General features: G+C 66.9%; 20 protein-coding genes. 9 read left to right on the top strand and 11 right to left on the bottom strand.

Features of this window, described 5'->3' with window-relative positions:
- The first annotated feature begins 54 nt into the window (after positions 1-54).
- On the top strand, positions 55-852 hold the full coding sequence (locus BLU74_RS13655) for a creatininase family protein (protein WP_089768273.1): 798 nt from the start codon (positions 55-57) through the stop codon (positions 850-852).
- 69 nt (positions 853-921) lie between these two features.
- Here BLU74_RS13655 and BLU74_RS13650 read toward each other — a convergent pair whose 3' ends face one another.
- Positions 922-1,533: a HalX domain-containing protein gene (locus BLU74_RS13650; RefSeq protein WP_089768271.1), complete on the bottom strand. Its 612-nt coding sequence runs from the start codon at positions 1,531-1,533 to the stop codon at positions 922-924.
- A 240-nt stretch (positions 1,534-1,773) separates the two neighbouring features.
- On the opposite strand from BLU74_RS13650, the gene BLU74_RS13645 reads away from it, so the two are divergent.
- A complete protein-coding gene (locus BLU74_RS13645) occupies positions 1,774-3,300 on the top strand; it encodes a cryptochrome/photolyase family protein (protein WP_089768269.1) in 1,527 nt (508 codons plus the stop codon).
- 99 nt (positions 3,301-3,399) lie between these two features.
- On the opposite strand, the gene BLU74_RS13640 is transcribed toward BLU74_RS13645, so the two are convergent.
- Both BLU74_RS13640 and BLU74_RS13635 read right to left on the bottom strand, forming a co-directional pair.
- Positions 3,400-3,594 (bottom strand): cold-shock protein, encoded by a 195-nt coding sequence (locus tag BLU74_RS13640; RefSeq protein ID WP_011571141.1) that lies wholly within the window; start codon positions 3,592-3,594, stop codon positions 3,400-3,402.
- Positions 3,595-3,657: 63 nt separating this feature from the next.
- Positions 3,658-4,167, bottom strand: a complete 510-nt coding sequence (locus BLU74_RS13635) for a metal-dependent hydrolase (protein WP_089768436.1) — start codon at positions 4,165-4,167, stop codon at positions 3,658-3,660.
- A gap of 114 nt (positions 4,168-4,281) precedes the next feature.
- Between BLU74_RS13635 and BLU74_RS13630 the strand changes: the two genes are divergently transcribed.
- Positions 4,282-4,860, top strand: coding sequence for an MBL fold metallo-hydrolase (locus tag BLU74_RS13630; RefSeq protein WP_089768433.1), 579 nt, complete (start codon positions 4,282-4,284; stop codon positions 4,858-4,860).
- A 72-nt stretch (positions 4,861-4,932) separates the two neighbouring features.
- Here BLU74_RS13630 and BLU74_RS13625 read toward each other — a convergent pair whose 3' ends face one another.
- A complete protein-coding gene (locus BLU74_RS13625; RefSeq protein WP_089768267.1) occupies positions 4,933-5,238 on the bottom strand; it encodes a DUF5827 family protein in 306 nt (101 codons plus the stop codon).
- Between the two features lie 118 nt (positions 5,239-5,356).
- Between BLU74_RS13625 and folP the strand changes: the two genes are divergently transcribed.
- From folP to BLU74_RS13610, 3 genes are all read left to right on the top strand, one after another.
- Complete coding sequence (gene folP, locus BLU74_RS13620) at positions 5,357-6,583, top strand: dihydropteroate synthase (protein WP_089768266.1); 1,227 nt, start codon at positions 5,357-5,359, stop codon at positions 6,581-6,583.
- Positions 6,584-6,823: 240 nt separating this feature from the next.
- Entirely contained in the window at positions 6,824-7,507 is a 684-nt protein-coding gene (locus BLU74_RS13615; protein ID WP_089768264.1) for a 6-hydroxymethylpterin diphosphokinase MptE-like protein, read from the top strand.
- Between the two features lie 117 nt (positions 7,508-7,624).
- Positions 7,625-9,079, top strand: a complete 1,455-nt coding sequence (locus BLU74_RS13610) for a cryptochrome/photolyase family protein (RefSeq protein WP_089768261.1) — start codon at positions 7,625-7,627, stop codon at positions 9,077-9,079.
- A 43-nt stretch (positions 9,080-9,122) separates the two neighbouring features.
- Here BLU74_RS13610 and BLU74_RS13605 read toward each other — a convergent pair whose 3' ends face one another.
- Entirely contained in the window at positions 9,123-9,521 is a 399-nt protein-coding gene (locus BLU74_RS13605) for a DUF2237 family protein (RefSeq protein WP_089768260.1), read from the bottom strand.
- Positions 9,522-9,669: 148 nt separating this feature from the next.
- Here BLU74_RS13605 and sod point away from each other — a divergent pair, with 148 nt between their 5' ends.
- The 3 genes from sod (at position 9,670) to BLU74_RS13590 (ending at position 11,773) form a co-directional block, all read left to right on the top strand.
- Positions 9,670-10,269 carry a superoxide dismutase gene (sod, locus tag BLU74_RS13600; RefSeq protein WP_089768258.1) on the top strand — a complete coding sequence of 200 codons (600 nt, stop codon included), beginning with the start codon at positions 9,670-9,672 and terminating at the stop codon, positions 10,267-10,269.
- Between the two features lie 113 nt (positions 10,270-10,382).
- Complete coding sequence (locus tag BLU74_RS13595; protein ID WP_089768256.1) at positions 10,383-11,168, top strand: DUF7847 domain-containing protein; 786 nt, start codon at positions 10,383-10,385, stop codon at positions 11,166-11,168.
- A gap of 68 nt (positions 11,169-11,236) precedes the next feature.
- Positions 11,237-11,773 carry a GNAT family N-acetyltransferase gene (locus tag BLU74_RS13590; RefSeq protein WP_089768431.1) on the top strand — a complete coding sequence of 179 codons (537 nt, stop codon included), beginning with the start codon at positions 11,237-11,239 and terminating at the stop codon, positions 11,771-11,773.
- A gap of 213 nt (positions 11,774-11,986) precedes the next feature.
- Here the strand turns inward: BLU74_RS13590 and BLU74_RS13585 are convergent, their stop codons facing one another.
- The 6 genes from BLU74_RS13585 to BLU74_RS13560 all read right to left on the bottom strand — a co-directional run bounded on the left by BLU74_RS13585 (position 11,987) and on the right by BLU74_RS13560 (position 19,346).
- Positions 11,987-13,102, bottom strand: coding sequence for a hypothetical protein (locus BLU74_RS13585; RefSeq protein WP_089768254.1), 1,116 nt, complete (start codon positions 13,100-13,102; stop codon positions 11,987-11,989).
- 111 nt (positions 13,103-13,213) lie between these two features.
- Complete coding sequence (locus tag BLU74_RS13580; RefSeq protein WP_089768252.1) at positions 13,214-14,902, bottom strand: tRNA uridine(34) 5-carboxymethylaminomethyl modification radical SAM/GNAT enzyme Elp3; 1,689 nt, start codon at positions 14,900-14,902, stop codon at positions 13,214-13,216.
- Between the two features lie 158 nt (positions 14,903-15,060).
- Positions 15,061-17,247, bottom strand: coding sequence for an OB-fold nucleic acid binding domain-containing protein (locus BLU74_RS13575; RefSeq protein ID WP_089768250.1), 2,187 nt, complete (start codon positions 17,245-17,247; stop codon positions 15,061-15,063).
- A 142-nt stretch (positions 17,248-17,389) separates the two neighbouring features.
- Entirely contained in the window at positions 17,390-17,992 is a 603-nt protein-coding gene (locus tag BLU74_RS13570; protein WP_089768248.1) for a YIP1 family protein, read from the bottom strand.
- 12 nt (positions 17,993-18,004) lie between these two features.
- A complete protein-coding gene (locus BLU74_RS13565; RefSeq protein ID WP_089768246.1) occupies positions 18,005-18,592 on the bottom strand; it encodes a thymidine kinase in 588 nt (195 codons plus the stop codon).
- A 172-nt stretch (positions 18,593-18,764) separates the two neighbouring features.
- The gene (locus BLU74_RS13560; protein WP_089768244.1) at positions 18,765-19,346 is read right to left on the bottom strand and encodes a response regulator transcription factor; all 582 of its coding nucleotides are present in this window, start codon (positions 19,344-19,346) and stop codon (positions 18,765-18,767) included.
- Between the last annotated feature and the right edge of the window lie 176 nt (positions 19,347-19,522).

Here is a 19,522-nt window from a genome sequence, read left to right as displayed (position 1 = left end):
CCTGCGATCCGCCGGGTGGCGTACCTTCTTGAGGCTTCACGTCTACCGCTCGGTATGTACGTCGCAGACCAGACGTGGCCCGAACTCGGAGACTACGTCGCCGAGGAATCGGTCGCGATTGTGCCGCTGGGGTCGACCGAACAGCACGGCCCGCACCTCCCGCTCGCGACGGATCACCTCATCGCGGAGGGACTCGCCCGTGAGGCCGCTGACCGGACCGGCTACCTCTGTACGCCGACGGTGAACGTCGGTGTCAGCCCGCACCACCGGCAGTTCCACGGCACGATGTGGGTCGATCCGCCGGCGTTCCGCGACTACGTCGAGTCGTTCACGCGGAACCTCGCGTACCACGGCATCGACCGCGTCGTCTTCGTCAACGCCCACGGCGGCAACGTCGAACACCTGCGGGAGGTCGGTCGGCGCCTCCGCGACGACGGCACGATCTACGCCGTCGAGTGGATGTGGGACGAGTCGATCCCCGAACTCGTCGACGAGGCCTTCGAGCACAACGGCCCGCACGGGGGACCGAAAGAGACCGCGATGATCCAGCACCTCGCGCCCGAGTTAGTCCGCGAGGAGGAGTTCGAGGCCGCCCGCGACGGCGGCATCGTCGACGTCGAAAACGCCGAGCATCTGAACCGACACGGCGCGCGGACGTTCTACGACGCGGTCGAGAACTCAGAGAGCGGCGTCTTCGGCGATCAGACGGACGCGACCCCCGAGATCGGGGCGGAGCTCTTCGATGCCGCCGCGACACAGTTAGCACACCTCCTCGAGTGGCTCGACGAACAGCGCATCGAGGATCTGCTCGCCCCCGCGCACGTCGATCCGCAACCGGGCAGTCGTCGGTGACCGGGGCCGCTCGGCCGTGAGGTGCGAGGCGGCTCAGCGGATAGCGGGCGCGGCCGCGATGAGATGGCGTCAGAACGAGGGATCCGAATCCAGGTCGTCGAAATCGGCGTCGGCCTCGCCGTCGGGGAACGAGGCGAACGCGTCGCGGAAGTCGTCGTCGCTCAGGTCCGCGAGGGTATCGTCGAGTTCGTCGCGGATCTCTTCCATCCGATCGGTGAGTTCCTGATACTCGTCTTCCTCCTCGACTGAGACGTCCGGGGCGGATTCGAGCGCGGCCTTCTTCGAGGCGAGGCGAAAGAACTCTTGGGAACGGTCGTCGTAGTTCGCTCGGCGGAGGAGCACCTCGACGAGGCTGTGGAGGTCCTCTTGGGTGACGGGCTTGACGAGGTAGTCGTCGAACGGCATCTCGACAATGTCTGTGTCGGGTTCGACCGCGGTGATCATCGCCACCTGCGCGTCGATCCCGCGAGCGCGGATCTCCTCGAGGACTTCGTCGCCAGTCAGATCAGGCATCCGACGGTCGAGCAACACGATGTCGACGTCGTCGTCGACCACGTCGAGTGCGGTCGTGCCGTCGGTCGCCGTCTCCACATCGTATGTGTCCGAGAGATAGATGGCGTAGAGTTCTGCCAAGTCAGGCTCGTCTTCGACGACGAGGATTCGGGGAGTAGCGCCGTCCATATCGATCTATTGTAGGTCTCGGGGCCAGCCATCTAAATTCTTGCCCTACGGCAGCGTGAGTGACCGGTCACGCTTATCAGCAACGAACGGGGCGCACCGGCGCGTTTGCTGCCGATCTCAGCACCGCGGGGTGACACGCATCACCACGGGGAAAGCGGGCGGCTCCACCACTCGAACTCTGCGGTCCCGCGAGGCCCGACGGCCGTGGCGGTTTTGTCTCCAGCGTCAGACACTGATACGATGACCGTCTGGCTCCTGGGCGATCAACTGCACCCTGAGACCGCGGCGCTCGCATCGGCGGACCACGTCCTGCTCATCGAGGCGCACGCGTTCGCAGAACGGAAGCGCTACCACCCGCAGAAGCTCACGCTGGTGTTCAGCGCGATGCGCCACTTCCGCGATGCGCTCCGCGAACGCGGGTACGAGGTCACTTACCTCGAAGCCGAGACGTTCGGTGAAGGGCTAGATCGGTACTTCGCGGCGAACCCAGAGGACGATCTCGTCGGGATCCGGTCTCCGAGCCACGGCGCCGACGAGCGACGCCGCCGCCTCGTCGAGGAGCGTGGGGGGACCCTCACGCTTGTCGAGAACGACCTGTTTCTGACCGATCGCGCGTTCTTCGACGAGTGGGCCGACGGTCGGGCCGATTCGGGGACCGAGGGGGACGACATCGGGAGCTATCGGCAAGAGGCGTGGTACCGCCACGTTCGCCGGGAGACGGGGATCCTGATGGAGGGAGCCGATCCGGTCGGCGGCGAGTGGAACTACGACGACGAGAACAGGGAGACGCCGCCCTCCGACTGGACGCCGCCCAGCGTCCCGCGGTTCGAGCCCGATGGAATCACCGAAGACGTCCAGGAGTTCGTCACCGAACGCTACGACGACCACTGGGGCGAACCGGAGCCGTTCGTCTGGCCGGTCACCCGCGCGGCCGCCGAGCGCGCGCTCGATCACTTCGTCTCCGAACGGCTCTCTGAGTTCGGCGCGTACCAGGACGCGATGCGCACCGACGAGTGGGCGATGAGCCACTCGCTGCTCTCGGCCGCGATGAATCTCGGGCTCCTCCGCGCGGAGGCGGTCGTCGAGCCGGTCCTCGAGGCCTACGAATCGGGCGACGCGCCGCTCAACAGTGTCGAGGGGTTCGTCCGGCAGGTGATCGGCTGGCGGGAGTTTATGCGGCACGTCTACCGCCGGTCGATGCCCGAGTTGGCGACGGCGAATCAACTCGAGCAGACGGCGTCGCTGCCGCCGCTGTACTGGGACGCCGACACCGAGATGGAGTGCCTCTCGGAAGCCGTCGGGCACGTCCGCCAGCGAGGGTACGCTCACCACATCGAGCGGCTGATGGTGCTTTCGAACTTCGCACTGCTGTACGGCGTCGAACCCGCCGAACTCAACGAGTGGTTCCACCTCGGCTTCGTCGACGCCTACCACTGGGTGACGACACCGAACGTCGTCGGGATGGGGTCGTTCGGTACCGACGTGCTCTCGTCGAAACCCTACGCCGCCTCGGCGAACTACATCGACGGAATGAGCGATCACTGTGCGAACTGCGCGTACGCGAAGACGAAGACGACTGGGGAGAACGCCTGTCCATTCAACGCGCTGTACTGGGACTTCCTCGACCGCAACGAGGAGACCCTCCGCGGCACAGGACGGATGGGACTGATGTACTCACACGTCGACCGAAAGGACGACGCGGAATGGGCCGAGATCCGGGAGCGCGCGGCGGAACTGCGCGAGCGCGCTGATTCGGGTACGTTGTGATCGCGCTGGACGTGGCCTCCGCTCAGAGCGTGAGAAATGTAGAATCGTGGTGAGACTCGACTGGATCGCCGACTGCAGTACCGCTTCCGTGGTGCGTCCTTACAGGCGCTGGAGGTTCGTCGCGCGCGGGCCCTTGTCGGCCTGCTCGATGTCGAACTCCACTTCCTGTCCTTCTTCGAGGTCCGGGCCGCCGACGTCCTCCATGTGGAAGAAGACGTCCTCCTCAGAGTCCTCGCTTTCGATGAAACCGTATCCGCCTGTGTCGTTAAAGAACGCAACCGTACCTTTCGCCATTGCACTTGCCCCAACGAGAAGATGGTAAATAAGCCTTGTGACGTTATCGACCCCGGAGGCCGGTCACAGCGCGACTCCGAGATACGCGCCCGCGCCCGTCGCGAAGATGCCGACCGCAAACAGCCCGTAGTTGGCGACGGTGTTGTCGGCAGTCCAGAGTGAGAGCGAGTACGTTCGCCCCGACAGCGGCCACAGAAAGTTCACCCCCGCGGGAGTGAGTGCGTCGCCGAGGAGGTGTGCGACGACGGTGAGCGCGCCGATCGAAAACCCGAGGACGCCGACCGAGACTCCTCCGACGAACGCGACGCCGGTGAGTGGATCACCCAGTGCGCCCGAGAGGACGACGCCAGCGCCGCCGAAGGCCGCTCCGACGAGCGCGGCGAACGCCAGCGAGTGAGTCGGCCCGCGATGGGCGATCCCCGGCACCCGGTGGTCGACGTCGGGCAGCATCGCCAGCCAGAGCATCACCGCCCCGGTGATGACGGCGAGGTCGACCTGCTCGAACGACAGCAGCACGAAGGCGATGGGCGCAAAGACCAGCAACGAGACGCCGTAGTGACCCTTCCGGTACACGTCGGTGTCGTCGCTGCGAGCACACAAAAGCACACGGACCGGCGAAGACGGCACCCGTCGCGCAGAAAGAGGAAAGAGGAAAGAGCGAAGTCGGGCACGCGAGTAGTGACGGGCGTGATTCACAACCTCGCTCGGAGCGTCCGCGCGTTTACCTCGAACGTGTTCCTGGTGACCGGTGAGACGACGGCGCTCGTCGATGCCGGGTCGAACTTCGACGTCGTCAGCCGCATCGACGAGCACGTCGACGACCTAGATCGGATCTACCTCACGCACACGCACCCGGACCACGTCGAAAACCTCCCGGCGATCCGCTCGGCGTTCGACGTGGAGACCTGGGGGTTCGACCCCACGAACGAACACGTCGACACGGTCGTCGACGACGGGGACCGCGTTCCGCTCGGCGACGACGACTACGAGGCGCTGCACACGCCCGGACACAAGCCCGACCACCTCTGCTTTTATTCGCCGGCGTCCGGCGTCTGTTTCGCCGGCGACCTGGTCTTCGAGAACGGCGGCTTCGGCCGGACCGATCTCGAGGGCGGCGACCGCGAGACGATCATCGAGAGCATCGACGCGCTGTACGAGGCCGTCGAGGCGAATCTGACGGCGCTGCACGTCGGGCACGGCCCGAGCATCGTCGAAGACCCGCTCGCCGACGTCGAACTGGCCCGACAGGCAGCCCGGATGGGATGAGGTGTCGGCCACGACAGTCGCCGCGGCGGACGCGCTGTGGAGGGCTGTGAGGACGCTCTGCTACGTCGATACCTACTCGTCGGCGTCCTCGGGAATCTCCTCGGGCGGATGCTCGTCGTGGACGAGTCCGAAGTAGCCCGGTTCGTCGCCGACGGGATCGTTGATCACCAGATCGTCGGTATGTGCCATCAGCCACGGGACCGTCCACCGGATGAGTTGCGCCTCGGTGTCGGGATCGAGTTCGGCGTCCGGATCGAGCCCCTGGAGGAGGCGCGCGATCTCGGGCACGGTGTACATCAACTCGGGATCGAGGAGGTCTTCGGGCTCGTAGAGCCGGTACGGATAGAGCGTCTCGAACTCGGTTTTGGGCTTCGGCATACGCGGCGGTTGTTGTCGCACGGCTAAAATGCGCCGGGGTCGATCCGGCGTCGTCGAATCGACCGCGACCCCCCGCCGCTGCCAGTCAGTATATGTGTCCGCCGCCCAAGCAACGTATATGCGAACTGTCGACGCCGCCGGACTGCCGATCGGTGACGAACACCCGCCGCGGATTATGGGCGTACTGAACGTCTCGAAGGAGTCGCCGTACGATCCGAGCGTCTTCGACGACCCGGGCGAGGCCGCCGCCTACGTCGACGAGGAACTCATCGAACAGGGCGCAGACATCGTCGATGTCGGCCTCGAATCCGCGAACAAGCGCTTCGAGGTTCTCTCCGCCGAGGGCGAACTCGAGCGGCTCGATACCGCCGTCGAGACCCTCGAAAGCGTCTCCGGCGACGCCGTCTTCTCGATCGAGACGCGGTACCACGAGGTCGCGGAGGCGGCCCTCGATCGCGGCTTCGACATGGTCAACGACATCTGCGGATTCGCGGATCCGGAGATGCCACGGGTCTGTGCGGAGCGCGACGTGGCGGTCGCGAAGATGGCGTCACCGCCGGATCTGACACGCCCGGGCGCGATCGAGGACGTCGACGATATTTATGACGCGCTCTCGCTCAACGGGTTCACCGACAAGACCCTCGTCGATCCGGCCTTCGGCGGCTGGTCCGAAGAGAAGACGCTCGCGGACGATCGAGAGACGTTCCGGCGGCTGCGGGAGTTCCGCGGACTCGGCTATCCCATTCTCGTCTCGATCAATCGGAAGAACTTCCTCCGAGCGGTCGCCGGTCGCGATACCGAGGAGGCACTCCCGGTCTCGCTGGCGGCGACCTCGATGGCGGTCGAACGCGGGGCGCACGTGATCCGGACGCACGACGTCGCCGAGACGAGAGACGCGGCCCTGATCGGCCACGAGTTCGCCCGCTCGCGGATCCGCGAACGCGGCAGCGGCGACGTCGCGGTCGAAGAACTCGACGTGACCACGCCGCGGGAGGCCGAGCGTCACCTCGCACGAATCGGCGCTACCGACGACGAGCGCCTCGGCACCGAGGCCGTCGTGCGGGTGTTCGAACTCGGGGGACTCTCGGACGGCGACGTCGGCGCGCTGTCGACGGCCGCCGCCGCTGCGGGTGCAACCGTCGTGACGGGCGAGGCCGTCGAGCCCACCGACGGCGCGGCGAATGCAGCGCCTCGCAGCGACGGCGGGCAGGTCGACGCCGACGGGGGCCGCGCGGCCCTGCTCTTCGGGACCCCGCGGGCACTCGCGGCACTCGACGCGGACGAGCGTCAGTGCTCCGCCGGCGTGGCGAACGCGCTCGAAACGATCACCGCCCACGTCGAATGAGAGACAGCCTGCGGCGTCGCAGTGCGACCCGGGCGTCCGTCGCCGACGACAGACGAGAATATGAACGTTCGTGTCACGAACGGGCATCTGACGACCCGTGTCGCCGTGTCAGCGCCATCAGAACACGGGAAAACTTATGATGAACCCATCGGAATCGACGCACTGGAAGTCGGAAGGGCACGCGGGTAGGGGTACTTGGTGCCATTCCGACTCGCACCGTTATGCCGGAGAGTGGTAACGATGCGCTTCGAAGCGTGGGAACCGATCTACGAGTCGATTCTCGCAGCGTTCGGGTACCCCCGCGACGGCGACGAGCGCGCCCGCGACGCCATCGCGCAGTACGCGACCCCCTTCGACCTCGACCGTCTCGATTGCGCCGGATCGACAGTCGCGATCGTCGGTGCCGCCCCAAGCCTCGAAGCCGAAATCGACCGCGTCGCCGACGCCGACCTGATCTTCGCGGCCTCGACTGCCGGCGACGTCGTCCGCGAGGCGGGCTACGATCTCGACCTCCTGGTGACGGATCTCGACAAGAACCCCGAGACGGCCGTGACCCTCTCCCAGGAGGGGACGCCCGTCGCGGCACACGCCCACGGGGACAACCTCGCCCTGGTCGAGGAGTGGACGCCGCGCTGTGACCAGGCGCACGTTCTCGCGACCACGCAAGCCGAGCCGATTCCGACCGTCTACAACTTCGGCGGCTTCACCGACGGCGACCGGGCGGCGTTCCTGGCCGACGAGTTCGGCGCGGCTGCCCTCCGCTTCGTCGGCTGGGACTTCGACGACCCGACCGTCGACGACGCGAAGGCGGCCAAACTCCGCTGGGCCGAACGACTCCTTCAGTACCTGGAGCGCCGCCGCGACGAGCGGTTCGGTGTCCTCGACGGGAGGCGGGAGGCTATCGATCCAGTCGACCCGGAGTGAAACGGGAAGACATCGATCTAACCACTCCCGAGTGAAACGGGAAGACATCGATCCCGTCGACTCGGAGTCGGACGGATCTGCCGACACGTTCACGGGAAGGGCGGCCCACCGATCGGTATGCAACTCCACTGGCACCGGCGGGACCTCAGAGCGGCCGACAACCGGGGGCTCGCGATGGCTGCCGACGCAGCGGGCGGCGACAGGGAGCGCGACGGCGGGGCGGCCGACGGCGACGCAGCAAGCGGCCCCGTGGTTCCGGTGTTCGTCTTCGACGATGCGGTCCTCGACCACGCCGGCGCGCCGCGGGTTCGGTACATGCTCGACGCCCTCTCGACGCTCCGGGCGTGGTACCGCGATCGCGGGTCGGATCTCCTCGTCGCCCGCGGCGACCCCGCCGACATCCTGCCCGACCTCGCTGTCGAGTACGACGCCGAACGCGTCGTCTGGAACAAGGATTACTCCGGCCTCGCTCGCGAGCGGGACGCCCGCGTCCGCCGGGCTCTGAACGAGCGCGATATCGCCAGGGCCTCGGTTCACGACGCGATCTTCCACAAGCCGGGGTCGATCACCACCAACGACGGGGATCCCTATTCGGTGTTCACGTACTTCTGGAAGAAGTGGCGCGACCGACCGAAACCCGACCCGTTCGCCGCCCCCGAGGAGGAAGCCCTCGCCGCCGTCGAGGGCGACGCGCTGCCGTCGATCGAGGAGCTGGGATTCGAAGCGCCCGGTGCTGACGTGCAGCCGGCCGGTACGGCCGCAGCCCGTGAGCGCCTGGCCGACTTCTGTGCGGACGGCATCTTCCGCTACGAGGAGGACCGCGACTATCCGACCCGGAACGCGGTCTCGCACCTCTCGACCGATCTGAAGTTCGGCACGATCGGCATACGCGAGGTGTACGAGGCCACCGCCGACGCGCTCGAGCGGGCCGACGACGAGGCCGCACGTGAGTCCGTCGAGGAGTACCAGTCCCAACTCGCGTGGCGGGAGTTCTACACCCACGTGCTCTTTTTCAATCCCGAGGTGGTCTCCGAAAACTTCCGCGAGTACGAACACGAGATCGACTGGCGCGACGACGCCGAGGAGTTGGCGGCCTGGAAGGCCGGCGAGACGGGCTATCCGATCGTCGACGCGGGGATGCGACAGCTGAAAGACGAGGCGTATATGCACAACCGCGTGCGGATGATCGTCGCCTCGTTCCTCACGAAGGACCTCCAGATCGACTGGCGGGAGGGCTACGCGCACTTCCGGGAGTACCTGGCGGATCACGACACCGCCAACGACAACGGCGGGTGGCAGTGGGCGGCCTCGACGGGCACGGACGCCCAGCCGTACTTCCGGATCTTCAATCCGATGACGCAGGGCGAGCGCTACGACCCGGACGCGGAGTACATCAAAGAGTACGTCCCGGAACTCCGCGGCGTCGAGGCCGACCTGATCCACGAGTGGCACGAACTCTCGCCGACGCAGCGAGCCAGTATCGAGACCGAGTACCCGGAACCGATCGTCGACCACAGCGAGCGACGGGAGGCCGCGCTCGCGATGTTCGAGGCCGCCCGCGGCGACGATTGAATCGCGGGTTCGCCCGGGCGCAGCTGATCCGGTGATTGCGTGGCTACGTCTGCTCGGCGGCGTGGGATTCGAGCGTCGCCAGCGAGACGTCTTCGAGGACGGCCTCGCTCGTCGCCTCCAACACTACCGGGGGCGCACACCCCGCCTCCTCGGCCTCGATCCAGCGCGGGACGCAGAGGCACCACCGGTCGCCGGGGTCGAGTCCGGGGAAATTCAACTCCGGCCGCGGGGTGATCAGGTCGTTCCCGCGTTGTCTGCTGAACTCGAGGAACGCTTCCGTGACCACGGCGCACACCTCGTGTCGCCCGGGGTCGCGTCGGAGGTGTCGGCAGTGCCCGTCGCGCAGGTAGCCCGTCTCCGGGTCGCGGCCACACGGTTCCAGCGGGTCGCCGAACACGTTGGTGTCGTCTGCGGCAGTCGGTCCGTCGTCGGGCGTGGACATATGGGAGCGAGGGGACAGAGAGACAAAAACGTCCGTCCGCGAGGTGAAATTGATTCTGGTTACAGATACCGAGGGACGTACCTTGTTACCACTTCTCCCTCAATATTTAACAGCGTTCCGAACGTGTGATGTAACGGAGGTTCAAACTATGAGCTACGAACTCGATCCCCTACCATACGATTACGACGCCCTCGAACCGCACATTTCTGAACAAGTCCTCACGTGGCATCACGACACGCACCATCAGGGCTACGTGAACGGCTGGAACGCGGCCGAGGAGACGCTCGAAGAGAACCGCGAGGCGCACGACTTCTCCTCCTCTGCGGGTGCGATCCGGAACGTGACCCACAACAGCAGCGGTCACATCCTCCACGACCTCTTCTGGAACTCGATGTCGCCGGAGGGCGGCGACGAGCCGACGGGTGCCCTCGCCGACCGCATCGAAGCTGACTTCGGGTCTTATGAGGCCTGGAAGGGCGAATTCGAAGCCGCCGCGTCCGACGCGAGCGGATGGGCCCTCCTGGTCTACGATTCCTTCTCGAACCAGCTGCGCAACGTGGTCGTCGACAACCACGACGAAGGCGCGGTCTGGGGCGGCCACCCGGTCCTCGCACTGGACGTCTGGGAGCACTCCTACTACCACGACTACGGTCCGGCTCGCGGCGACTTCGTGGACAACTTCTTCGAGGTCGTCGACTGGGAGGAACCCAGCGCCCGCTACGAGCAGGCTGTCGAACTCTTCGAGTAAGCGACGACTCGCACACCCCGATATTTTTTCGCGCCGACTAGTCCCAGAGCGATAGCTGAAATCTGCGTGTGAGTCTCAGCGGGGCTTATAGTGGTCGAAACACGACTACGGGTATGGCCCTCCGACTCGGTCAAGCGTTCGGTGACGGTATCAGACGGGTTCTCACCCGAAGTGGTGGCATCCTGTTCGTCGCCCTGTTACTCATCCAGTTTTCGATTCAGGCGACGGTCAATACGGCCGTGCTCGGTTTCATCCCCGCGGGCGCGGCTCCGCAGACCGGCCAGATGTTCGGGCTGACGCTGCCCGTCTCCGGGTCGGTCGCGAGCATCCTCTTCCTCGTCGTGCTGGTGCTCAGTTCGGCGTTCTTCGTCGCGCTCGCGCGAGCGCTCACGCGGCCGATGAGCGAACTCTCGACGTTCCCCCCGGAGCTCTATCGCCGACGGATCGGCCGCGCGACGCTGTCGCTGATCGGCGGCGGACTCGTCGTCGGGATTGCGGTGTCGATCGGACTGACGCTTCTGGTCCTCCCGGGCATCTACCTCGGCGCAGCGCTGCTCTTTTTCCTCTTCGAGGTCGCCGTCGACGACCAGCGTGCGTTCGCCGCGATCAAGCGCAGTTGGGGCCAGACGAAGGGAAGCCGACTGAAACTGTCAGTGATCATCCTGCTCGCCGGTGTCGTCGGCGCGGTCGTCGGCACCGTCGGGACCATCTTCGATCTCGTCGGCTCGGCCCTCGTCGGCGAAGTCATTGTCACCCTGCTCAACAGCACGCTATTCATCCTCCTGTACGGCATTATGGCCGACGCCTACGTACAACTCAGCGGCGACAACAGCGGTGGCCTCGGCGGCACGGGTGACAGCAGCCCCGTCGACGGCGGCGTCGCCGTCGAGCAGCCCTGAATCTGTTCTCCGTCGGGCACTCCTCCGAGACCGAAACGCTCAGCGTCGCTCAGTCCGTGGCGTCGACCGTGACTCCGACAGACGACTCCGGTGACGGACCGGGCGACCCGCCTGCGTCCGCCGACGACCCGACGGGCGTATTTGTCGTCGAGACTGACGCACAGCGGCGGGACGCCTTCTCGGTCCGCCGAACGGTCTTCGTCGACGAGCAGGGCGTCGACGAGGCCATCGAGTACGACGAGTACGACGACCCCAGCGCCGAGGCGACACACTTCGTCGCGTACGACGACGGCGAGCCCGTGGGCGCGGCCAGACTTCGACCCGCCGCGAGCGACGCGCACGGAGACGGCGGCGAGTCCGACACGGCGAAGGCTGAACGCGTCGCGGTCGCCGCCGAGAGACGCGACGAGGGCTGGGGCCGCCGGATTATGCGGGCGGTCGAAGACCACGCTCGGACCGAGGGGTTCGATCGGCTCGCGCTGCACGCACAGACCCGCGTTCGGGCGTTTTACGACAAACTCGGCTACGAGGCGCACGGTGCGGAGTTCGAGGAGGCCGGGATCCCACACATCGCGATGGAAACGGCGCTCCCGGACGACACCTAGCGATTCGGTCGTCGACGCAGGGCCGAAGGTTTATATCCAGAACCGCGGCCAGTCCCCGCGTGCCTCACGCCACGCCCCTGCCGTCTCGCGGTTGCTCGACACGGCGGCACGGGGCGCGATTCGATTCGAACCGTGTCGACTGTTCGCCCCCTGTGATGCGACTATGTCGCTCTGGGTGGCACCCTCAGCAGCCGACCAGGGCCTCGACGCTGCTCAGACTCGCTCGAACGCGACGACCTCGATGGCCGGAAGGGTCTCGCCGACGATCACCGACGACGTTCCGAGGACGTCGCCCCAGACGGTGACCGTCGATCCGTCCAGCAACCGAAACCCGAGACTGCCGTCGAAGAAGCGCCCGGCCGGCCAGCGTCCGACGAGATCGCCGCGCCACGCGCCGCCCTCTTCGACCCGGATGACGACGAACCGTTTCGAGCGACGTTCAGTGGTCTCGGCGACTTCACCGCTGTATCGAACCGTCGTCCCGACGAAGGCGGCCGGATCCGACCGCAGTGACTCGAACGAGAGCGCTGTCGTGTCCGCGGGCGGCGTCCCCTGCGCCGATCCGTTCGGGACGCTCGGGATGCTCCCGTTGGCGGGTGTCTCGGGAGCCTCAGTGGGTTCGGGCGTGCTCTCGGAGATCGGCGCCTCGAGGTCGGGTACCCGTGCCCCGAGCCACGCGATGCGTCGGTCGATGTCGCTCCGGAGACCCGGCGATCGGCGGAGTTCCTCTGAGAGCCGCTCCACGGCGAGGTACGTCAGGAAACTCGCGACGACGTACTTGCTCCCGCGCTTGATCGCAGCACGGCGTCCGAGCCGGTCCTCGTCGTCGCCGTCTGCCGAGGAGTCGTCGTCCGTGGCTGTCGCTTCAGCCGTCTCGTCGATCGGATCGCCCAACCAGTCCCGTGCCACGTCATCCCCCGCGTCGGCAGCCCTCTCTACGAAGTCGTAGACGGACGACTCGACACCCGCCTCGCGGACTCTCGCCGCCAGCGACGACGCGTCGAGTTCGACGATCTCGGGTCGATGTGCGTCGCCTGCGAGCCGTGCGTCGCCGATGACCACTAGATACGGCTCGACGTCCGCGCGGTCGCACTGCTGAGCGTACGCCCGCGTCTGGTGTGCCGCGATTCGTCCGCCGGCGGTGACCCAGACACGGACCTCGCGAGCGGTGCCGTCGGGCGTTTCGCCTGCCGCTTCGACGTGAACGTCGGGGCCACTGAACCGGATCCGAGCGTCGTACCCTCTGGCCTCCCAGACCCGCTCGACGATAGCCGCCGCCTCGGTCACAGTCCGAGCGCTGATCACCTCACTGAGTGGCGGCTTGCTCATCGGTCTACCGGCGGCGACGCAGTACGTCGGGGAATCTCTTTCGGAGTCGGTGATTCGACGACTGTCGGTCCGTCGACCACCCTGTGGGTCCCGCCCGATCCCACCGGTCGATCACCGGATGGACTTCGAGACGTACGGCCCGTCCTGGTGATAGCCGAGTTTGTCCCGGTAGTACGCTCGCGCCCCGATACCCGAGATGATCGCGAGTTCGTCGTAGCCGGCGTCGGCGGCGAGTTCTTCGGCGCGCCTGATCAGACGGCGGCCGTAGCCCTTGTGCTGCCACTCGCCCTCGCCGCTGCCGATGCCCGCCTCGCTGCCGTAGACGTGGAGTTCGCGGACGATCGCGGCGTCGTCGAGTTCGCGACGGATCGGCTCGTTCGGGAACCGGAGTCGGCAGAACCCCACCAAGAGATCTGCGACGGGGTCCTCGAAGGCGAGAAAGTGCTCGGTCCCGCCGGCGACCTGGTAGGTCGTCTCGCTCAGTTCCACCCGCTCGGGATCGGGATCGGCCTCGTTCATCCCCGCCTCGCGAGCGCGGATGTCGCGGACGTCGATGCCCTTCTCATCGGCTCGCTGTTGGGCCAACTGCCGGAGGTTCGACTTCCAGACGCCGGCGTCGATGAAGTCTGCGGGGATGTCGCGCTGGACGCGCTGGAGGCGCGTGTACTCGGGGATCATGCCCATCACTTCCGCGATGATCTCGGCGGCCGCCTCGTTGTCGAGCGGTTCGAACTCGTCGCGCCGCCACTGGTCGTAGACGCGCGTCCCGCGGACGACGAGCGTCGGGTAGATCTTGAGGTAATCGGGGCGGTACGCCTCGCGCTCGAAGAGCTGGCGGAAGTCTTCGAGGATCATCTCTTTGGTCATTCCCGGCTGGCCCGGCATCATATGGAAGCCGACTTTGAACCCGGCGTCGCGGAGCCGGCGGTTCGCGTCGATCGATGCCTGCACGCCGTGACCACGGTGCATCTCTCTGTTGACGCGCTCGTACGTCGTCTGGACGCCGACCTCGACCTTGGTCGCCCCCAGGTCGAGCATCCGGTCGATCTGTTCGGGGTCGCACCAGTCGGGCTTCGTCTCGAAGGTCGTCCCGATGTTTCGGATGTCAGCGGTCTCGTTCTCGGCGATCACGTCCTCGAGGTAGCGGAACTCGACGTCCTCGGGATCGGGTTTGAACGACTTCCCCTCGGCGGGATTCGGCTGGGCGTCGAGATCGTAGTCGTTGAGCGCCTCGAGGGCGCGCTTGACGAACCACTCCTGGTAGTCGTGACTCCGCGCGGTCATCGTCCCCCCCATCAGGATGAGTTCGACCTTGTCGACGGGGTGGCCGATGTGTCGCAGTTGTTCGAGCCGGAGCGTCACCTGCCCGTAGGGGTCGTAATCGTTCTGTTCGCCGCGAGCGGCCGCGGGTTCGTGGCCGGTGTACGACTGCGAGGAGTCGAACTCCGACGCCGGCCCCCCGGGGCAATACAGGCACTTCCCGTGCGGGCACATATGCGGCGACGTCATGATGGCCACCGGCGAGACGCCCGAGGCCGTCCGGACGGGCTTCCGCTGGACGACCTCTTTCACCTCCTCGCGACGACCCTGCGGCGCGTGCTGGAGAATCTCGGCGTTCTTCGGTACCTTCGGCGACGAGTGCGTCGAACAGGCGTCGAGTTTCGCCGATTCCAGGTCGTCGCGGCCGACGTCGCCGTCGAGAATCCGCTGGACGAGGTCTTCACAGGTCCGGCGGAACGCCGCGCTCTCGGTGGGATCGGACTCCTCGACGTCGGACTCCGAATCAGTGTCCGTGCTCACGCGACGATCACCGCCGGCAGTGGCGACGAGCGACGATTCATTACGCGTCTATCGACCTGTTTCGGGGTTAAGCGTGTCGCTCCCGGGAATCGGGCGAGAGACGAACAGCGGTGGCTCTCAGGCGATGCGCGCGAATCCGGAGCGGGACTGCGGGAGCCTCAGAGCTGGGCGACGACGGCGTCGACGACGGCGTCGACGACATCGTCGCGGGCCCCTGAGAGGAACTCGATGCGGTTCTGGCGGACGCCGACCGCGGTGACGCCGCCCTCGGGGACGGCCTCGCTGGCGGATGCCGCGACCGCGCGCACGTCGATGTCGGCGTCGGTTCGGACGAACAGTTCGTCGGTGGCGTAGACCACCGTCGCGGCCGCGTCGTCACGCCGGGAGAGCGTGTCCGCGAGCAGCGACGTCGGCGGGAAGTCGAAGCGGTGACTGTAGGAATCCGCGTCGAGGACGGCGACGTCGACGCCCTCGACCGCTCGGGACTCGACATTGGCCTTGGCGGTGGCGACCTCGTCGTCGAGTTTCTTCCGGAACTGCTCGGAGACGTGGCCGGCGAGTCCACCATCGTCCTCGAACAGGAGATCAGTGATGAGTTCGCGCTTGTCCTGGTAGGACTGGTAGTAGGCTTCGAGCGCGACGGCTTCGCGGAGTTCGCGCGTGCGGGTGCGGTCGTAGCCAGCCTCGTCAGCCAGATCGAGGTACGCGTCGGGGGTTCCTTCCCAGTAGCTCACGGCTGGCAGGTGCGAGAGGTCGTCCGTGACGTCGGCGTTGACTGCGGCCGCGAGGTTCGCGCCGAGTGCGCCGGTCGAGAGGTCGGCCACGTCGGTGTCGGTAAGGTTCGGCGAGACCAGAACGCTCGCCTCGTCGACGACTTCGCTGTCGACGGTGTCAGCGTCGACGACGACGCGCGAGGCCCCGTAGACGCCGAGGAGGCCGAGTCCGTCGAGAGAGTCGGTCGTCCCGCCGACGCCGACGAGGACGACGAGGGGGAGTTTCTCGTCGTGGCGCTCGTTGTCCTGCAGCATCCGCGTCACGTCGTTCGTCGCGGCGTCCATCCCGTACACCGGGTCGTCGAGGGGTCGCCGGGTGAAGAAGTGGTACTCGGCGTCGGCGCGCGCGTGCTCCTCACGGATGAGCGGGAGCACCGCCCGCTCGATGGCCGCGCCGGCGACGTAGCCGTCGGCGGTGGCGGCGTGCCTGACGACGATCGGTCGGGACTGCAACACGGCCGTGCGGACCGCTTCGGCGGCGTCGGTCAATTGTTCGGTCACTGCTGCGACCGCCTCGTGGTCGGCGAGCGGTTCGACCGTCTCGGGGCGGGCCTTCTCCGAGAGTGCGTCGACGAGGCGCTGTTCGACCGCGTCGGCCTCCTCGTCTGTGAGTTCGGTCAGGTCCTCGGTCTCGATCTGGAGCTCGCCGCGGCGGAGTTCGACCTCGCCGTCGAGTCGGACGACGTCGCCCTCCTCGACCTCGGGGTACGCGCGGACGCCGGCCTCGACGAACGCGGCGCAGTCGACGACGGCGGTCTCGTCGCGGACCTCGAAGATCGTCGGGCCGCCAGTCTGGCGCGCGCCGACGACCTCGCCCTCGATGCGGACGCGGTCACCGACGCGGTCGCCGAGCGATTCGACGGCGACGCGTTCAGGCTCCGGTTCGGGTTCGTCCTCGCGCTCGTCCGCTTCCTCGTGGTCGTCGTGGCTCCCGTCGCTCACGGTGTCGTCGGCCTCCGCCGACGCCTCTGCATCCGTTTCGACGGGGTCGGCCTCGTCGCCCGTGGAGTCAGTCTCGCCACCGGCCGGCTCGGTTTCGTCGCTCGCCGGCGCAGTTTCACCGCTCGCGGAGTCGACGTCGTCGGTCTCGGTCGCTCCCGCGTCCGATTCGGTCGTCGTGTCGGCTCCGAGTTCGTCGCCGGACTCCGTGCCGTTCGTCGCCCGCGACTTCGTCGAGACCCCCTTCGGCGTCTTCTTCACCGGCTCGGGGCCGCCGTCGTCGGCCTCGATGGGCTGTCCGTCCTCGTCGCCGTCGGGGTCGTGGACGCGGGCCCCGCGGAACTCCGACTCGGACTGGCGGATCGACCAGCCGAGGTCGATGTTTCCGTTACTCCGGACGTTCTTCACCTGTACGAAGACCGTGTCTCCGGATTCCCAATCGAGACTCTCGAGCCGACGGTCGAGTTCACTGCGGTGCAGCAGGCCGGTGACGCCCGGCGCGAGGTCGACGAACACGCCGAAGTCGGCGAACCCGTCGACCGTTCCCTTGTAGAACCGTCCCGGAGTGAGCTGCTCGGGCGAATTGCCCCTGAACTCGAACCAAACGTCCTCGTCGTGCGTAATCCAATCCATTATGAGCATCAAATATGCCACGACTAAAACGATTGTCGAATCACGGCTGCCGAACCCCCGATCCGACTCGTCCCGAGCGTCGCGGGAAGACCGTTCGACCGCTCGACGGCTATCGAACGGTCATCGCTCCCCGGGCGACCGATCAGATCAGTCCGGCCGCGCGGAGCAGCGCCTCGCCGGCCGGGATACCGCCGAAGGCCGTTCCGAAGAGCAACACGGCGGGAATCGCGCCTGCGAGCAGCGCGCGGGCCGTTGTCGTCTCGTGGACTTCCCGGAGGCCGATCACGAGTAGCGCCGCGGCGTAGAGCACGCTGACGAACCGGACCGCTGGGACGTCGACGCCGGCGACGACGCACGGCGCGGCCGCGTACCCGATCACCTGTACCGTCTCACTCACGCCGGCCCGGTCGTCGACGAGCAGGATGAGTATCACGGTCTGCAGCGCGGCCGTCAGGTGAAGCGTCGCGGGCGCGATCACGAGCGTCACTGCCGCGATCGCGATGGCGGCTGAGACGCCGGGACCACCAGCGAGGCTCGGAATCCGCTCGGGCACGAACCAGAACAATCCGATCGTATACGCCACGGCGACGGTGACGGCGAAGACCAGTCCGGGTGCCTGATCCCCGGGGGCGACCCCGTTCGTGAAGAACTGTCGGGGGCGGACGAGTACTTCCACCCACGCGCGTGCGATCCCCCGCGGTCCTCTGTCCCGTCCGCCCTCCGGATCGGCTACCCAGGTCGTCACAGTATACCTCAGTTAGTCGCGCCGAAGGGTATGACAGTTCCGGCAGCGGGCCTCGTAGGACTCCTCGGCGCCGACGACGATCGTCGGGTCGTCCACGTGCGCAGGTTGCCCGTCGACGAGCCGTTGATTCCGCGTCGCCGGCTCGCCACACTGCGCACAGATCGCTTGCAGTTTGTCGACGTACTCGGCGACGGCCATCAACTGCGGGAGGGGCTCGAACGGCTCGCCGCGGTACGTCTGATCGATGCCGGAGATCAGTACGCGCCGTCCTTCGTCGGCCAGCCGCTGACAGACCTCGACGAGTTCCGCGTCGAAGAAGTTCGCCTCGTCGATCGCGACGACGTCCTCGCCGTCGAGCGCCTCACGGATCTCCCAGACGCCCTCGTCCTCGCCCGGAACGACCGTCGCGTCCCACTGCCGTCCGACGTGCGAACCGACGGTCGCCTCACCGTAGCGGTCGTCGACAGCGGGTTTGAACGCCGCGATCTCCTGGCCCGCGATCTCTGCCCGCCTGAGCCGTCGGAGGATCTCCTCGGTCTTGCCCGAGAACATCGACCCCGTGACGACCTCGATCCACCCGCTGTTGGTGATCGCGTGCATACCTCTCCGAAGCGCCATCGAGAGGCAAAACCGTTGTTGATTGGCGCTGGCTGGCCGACCCACGGCTGGAGTTTCCTCTCCCGTCGAAGCGTCTCGACCACCGTTCTTCGGAGGTCGACCCTCGCGAGAACACCCCTATGGAACCCGCCGGGGTGCCCCCGGGACGTGATCGCTACGTTCCCGAGGGGTCCGGGAGATCGCGGAAGGCCGCCGCGAACGTCTCCTCGTGCATCAGTTCTGCGACCGCCTCGGTCTGCTCGCTCAGTTCCGCAAGCCGCTCGAGGAGCGCGTCGTACTCCTCGCTGGTTGCGAGTTTCGATGGGTCGACGCCCGCTTCGACCGCCACTCGGATCTGCGCGAGTCTGAACTGCTCCCGGACGCGTCCATCGTATTGGCCGACCTGCACCAACTGGTCGACCGCATCGACGAGGTCGGCCTTGGTGACCGGTTTCGTCAGGTACAGATCACAGTCGAGCTCGAGTACGTCGAGCTGTGGGTCGACTGCGGTGATCAGTGCGACCTGCCCGTCGTATCCGCGGTCTCGGAGCCGCCGGAGCACCTCGTCACCAGTCAGGTCCGGCATCCGCCGGTCAAGGAGGACGACGTCGATCGAGTCGTCGACCGCCGCCAGCGCAGACTCGCCGTCGGTTGCCGTCTCGACGTCGTACGCTTCTTTCAGGTAGATCGCGTACGCCTTCGCGACGTTCGGTTCGTCGTCGACGGCGAGGACGCGGGGCCGCCCGTCCTCACTCATTGGGGGCCACAGGCGTTCTCGCTGGGTCGGCACTGCGCGTCGCACCGACGACTGGGTCGAGCGGTCCTCACCATCTCCCCCAGGCGCGACGTGACGTCGGCAGACGCCTCCCCGTCCGGACGTTCAGCGTGCGTGATACCATTCATCACGACGGTTCATCCCGCGTCCGCAAGAAA

This window comes from Halobellus clavatus, assembly GCF_900107195.1.
GTDB classification, from domain to species: domain Archaea; phylum Halobacteriota; class Halobacteria; order Halobacteriales; family Haloferacaceae; genus Haloquadratum; species Haloquadratum clavatum.
The sequence above is the reverse complement of the archived record's forward strand: the minus strand, read 5'-3'. Positions and strand labels throughout refer to the sequence as shown.

Excerpts from the sequence above, each read along its gene's own strand:
- sod (WP_089768258.1), top strand. The coding sequence starts at position 9,670 with ATGAGCTACGAACTCGATCCCCTACCATACGATTACGACGCCCTCGAA.
- BLU74_RS13625 (WP_089768267.1), bottom strand. The coding sequence starts at position 5,238 with ATGCCGAAGCCCAAAACCGAGTTCGAGACGCTCTATCCGTACCGGCTC.
- BLU74_RS13650 (WP_089768271.1), bottom strand. The coding sequence starts at position 1,533 with ATGGACGGCGCTACTCCCCGAATCCTCGTCGTCGAAGACGAGCCTGAC.
- BLU74_RS13585 (WP_089768254.1), bottom strand. The coding sequence starts at position 13,102 with ATGAGCAAGCCGCCACTCAGTGAGGTGATCAGCGCTCGGACTGTGACC.
- BLU74_RS13655 (WP_089768273.1), top strand. The coding sequence starts at position 55 with ATGTACGTCGCAGACCAGACGTGGCCCGAACTCGGAGACTACGTCGCC.
- BLU74_RS13595 (WP_089768256.1), top strand. The coding sequence starts at position 10,383 with ATGGCCCTCCGACTCGGTCAAGCGTTCGGTGACGGTATCAGACGGGTT.
- BLU74_RS13560 (WP_089768244.1), bottom strand. The coding sequence starts at position 19,346 with ATGAGTGAGGACGGGCGGCCCCGCGTCCTCGCCGTCGACGACGAACCG.
- BLU74_RS13575 (WP_089768250.1), bottom strand. The coding sequence starts at position 17,247 with ATGGATTGGATTACGCACGACGAGGACGTTTGGTTCGAGTTCAGGGGC.
- BLU74_RS13565 (WP_089768246.1), bottom strand. The coding sequence starts at position 18,592 with ATGCACGCGATCACCAACAGCGGGTGGATCGAGGTCGTCACGGGGTCG.
- BLU74_RS13645 (WP_089768269.1), top strand. The coding sequence starts at position 1,774 with ATGACCGTCTGGCTCCTGGGCGATCAACTGCACCCTGAGACCGCGGCG.
- BLU74_RS13610 (WP_089768261.1), top strand. The coding sequence starts at position 7,625 with ATGCAACTCCACTGGCACCGGCGGGACCTCAGAGCGGCCGACAACCGG.
- folP (WP_089768266.1), top strand. The coding sequence starts at position 5,357 with ATGCGAACTGTCGACGCCGCCGGACTGCCGATCGGTGACGAACACCCG.
- BLU74_RS13605 (WP_089768260.1), bottom strand. The coding sequence starts at position 9,521 with ATGTCCACGCCCGACGACGGACCGACTGCCGCAGACGACACCAACGTG.
- BLU74_RS13640 (WP_011571141.1), bottom strand. The coding sequence starts at position 3,594 with ATGGCGAAAGGTACGGTTGCGTTCTTTAACGACACAGGCGGATACGGT.
- BLU74_RS13615 (WP_089768264.1), top strand. The coding sequence starts at position 6,824 with ATGCGCTTCGAAGCGTGGGAACCGATCTACGAGTCGATTCTCGCAGCG.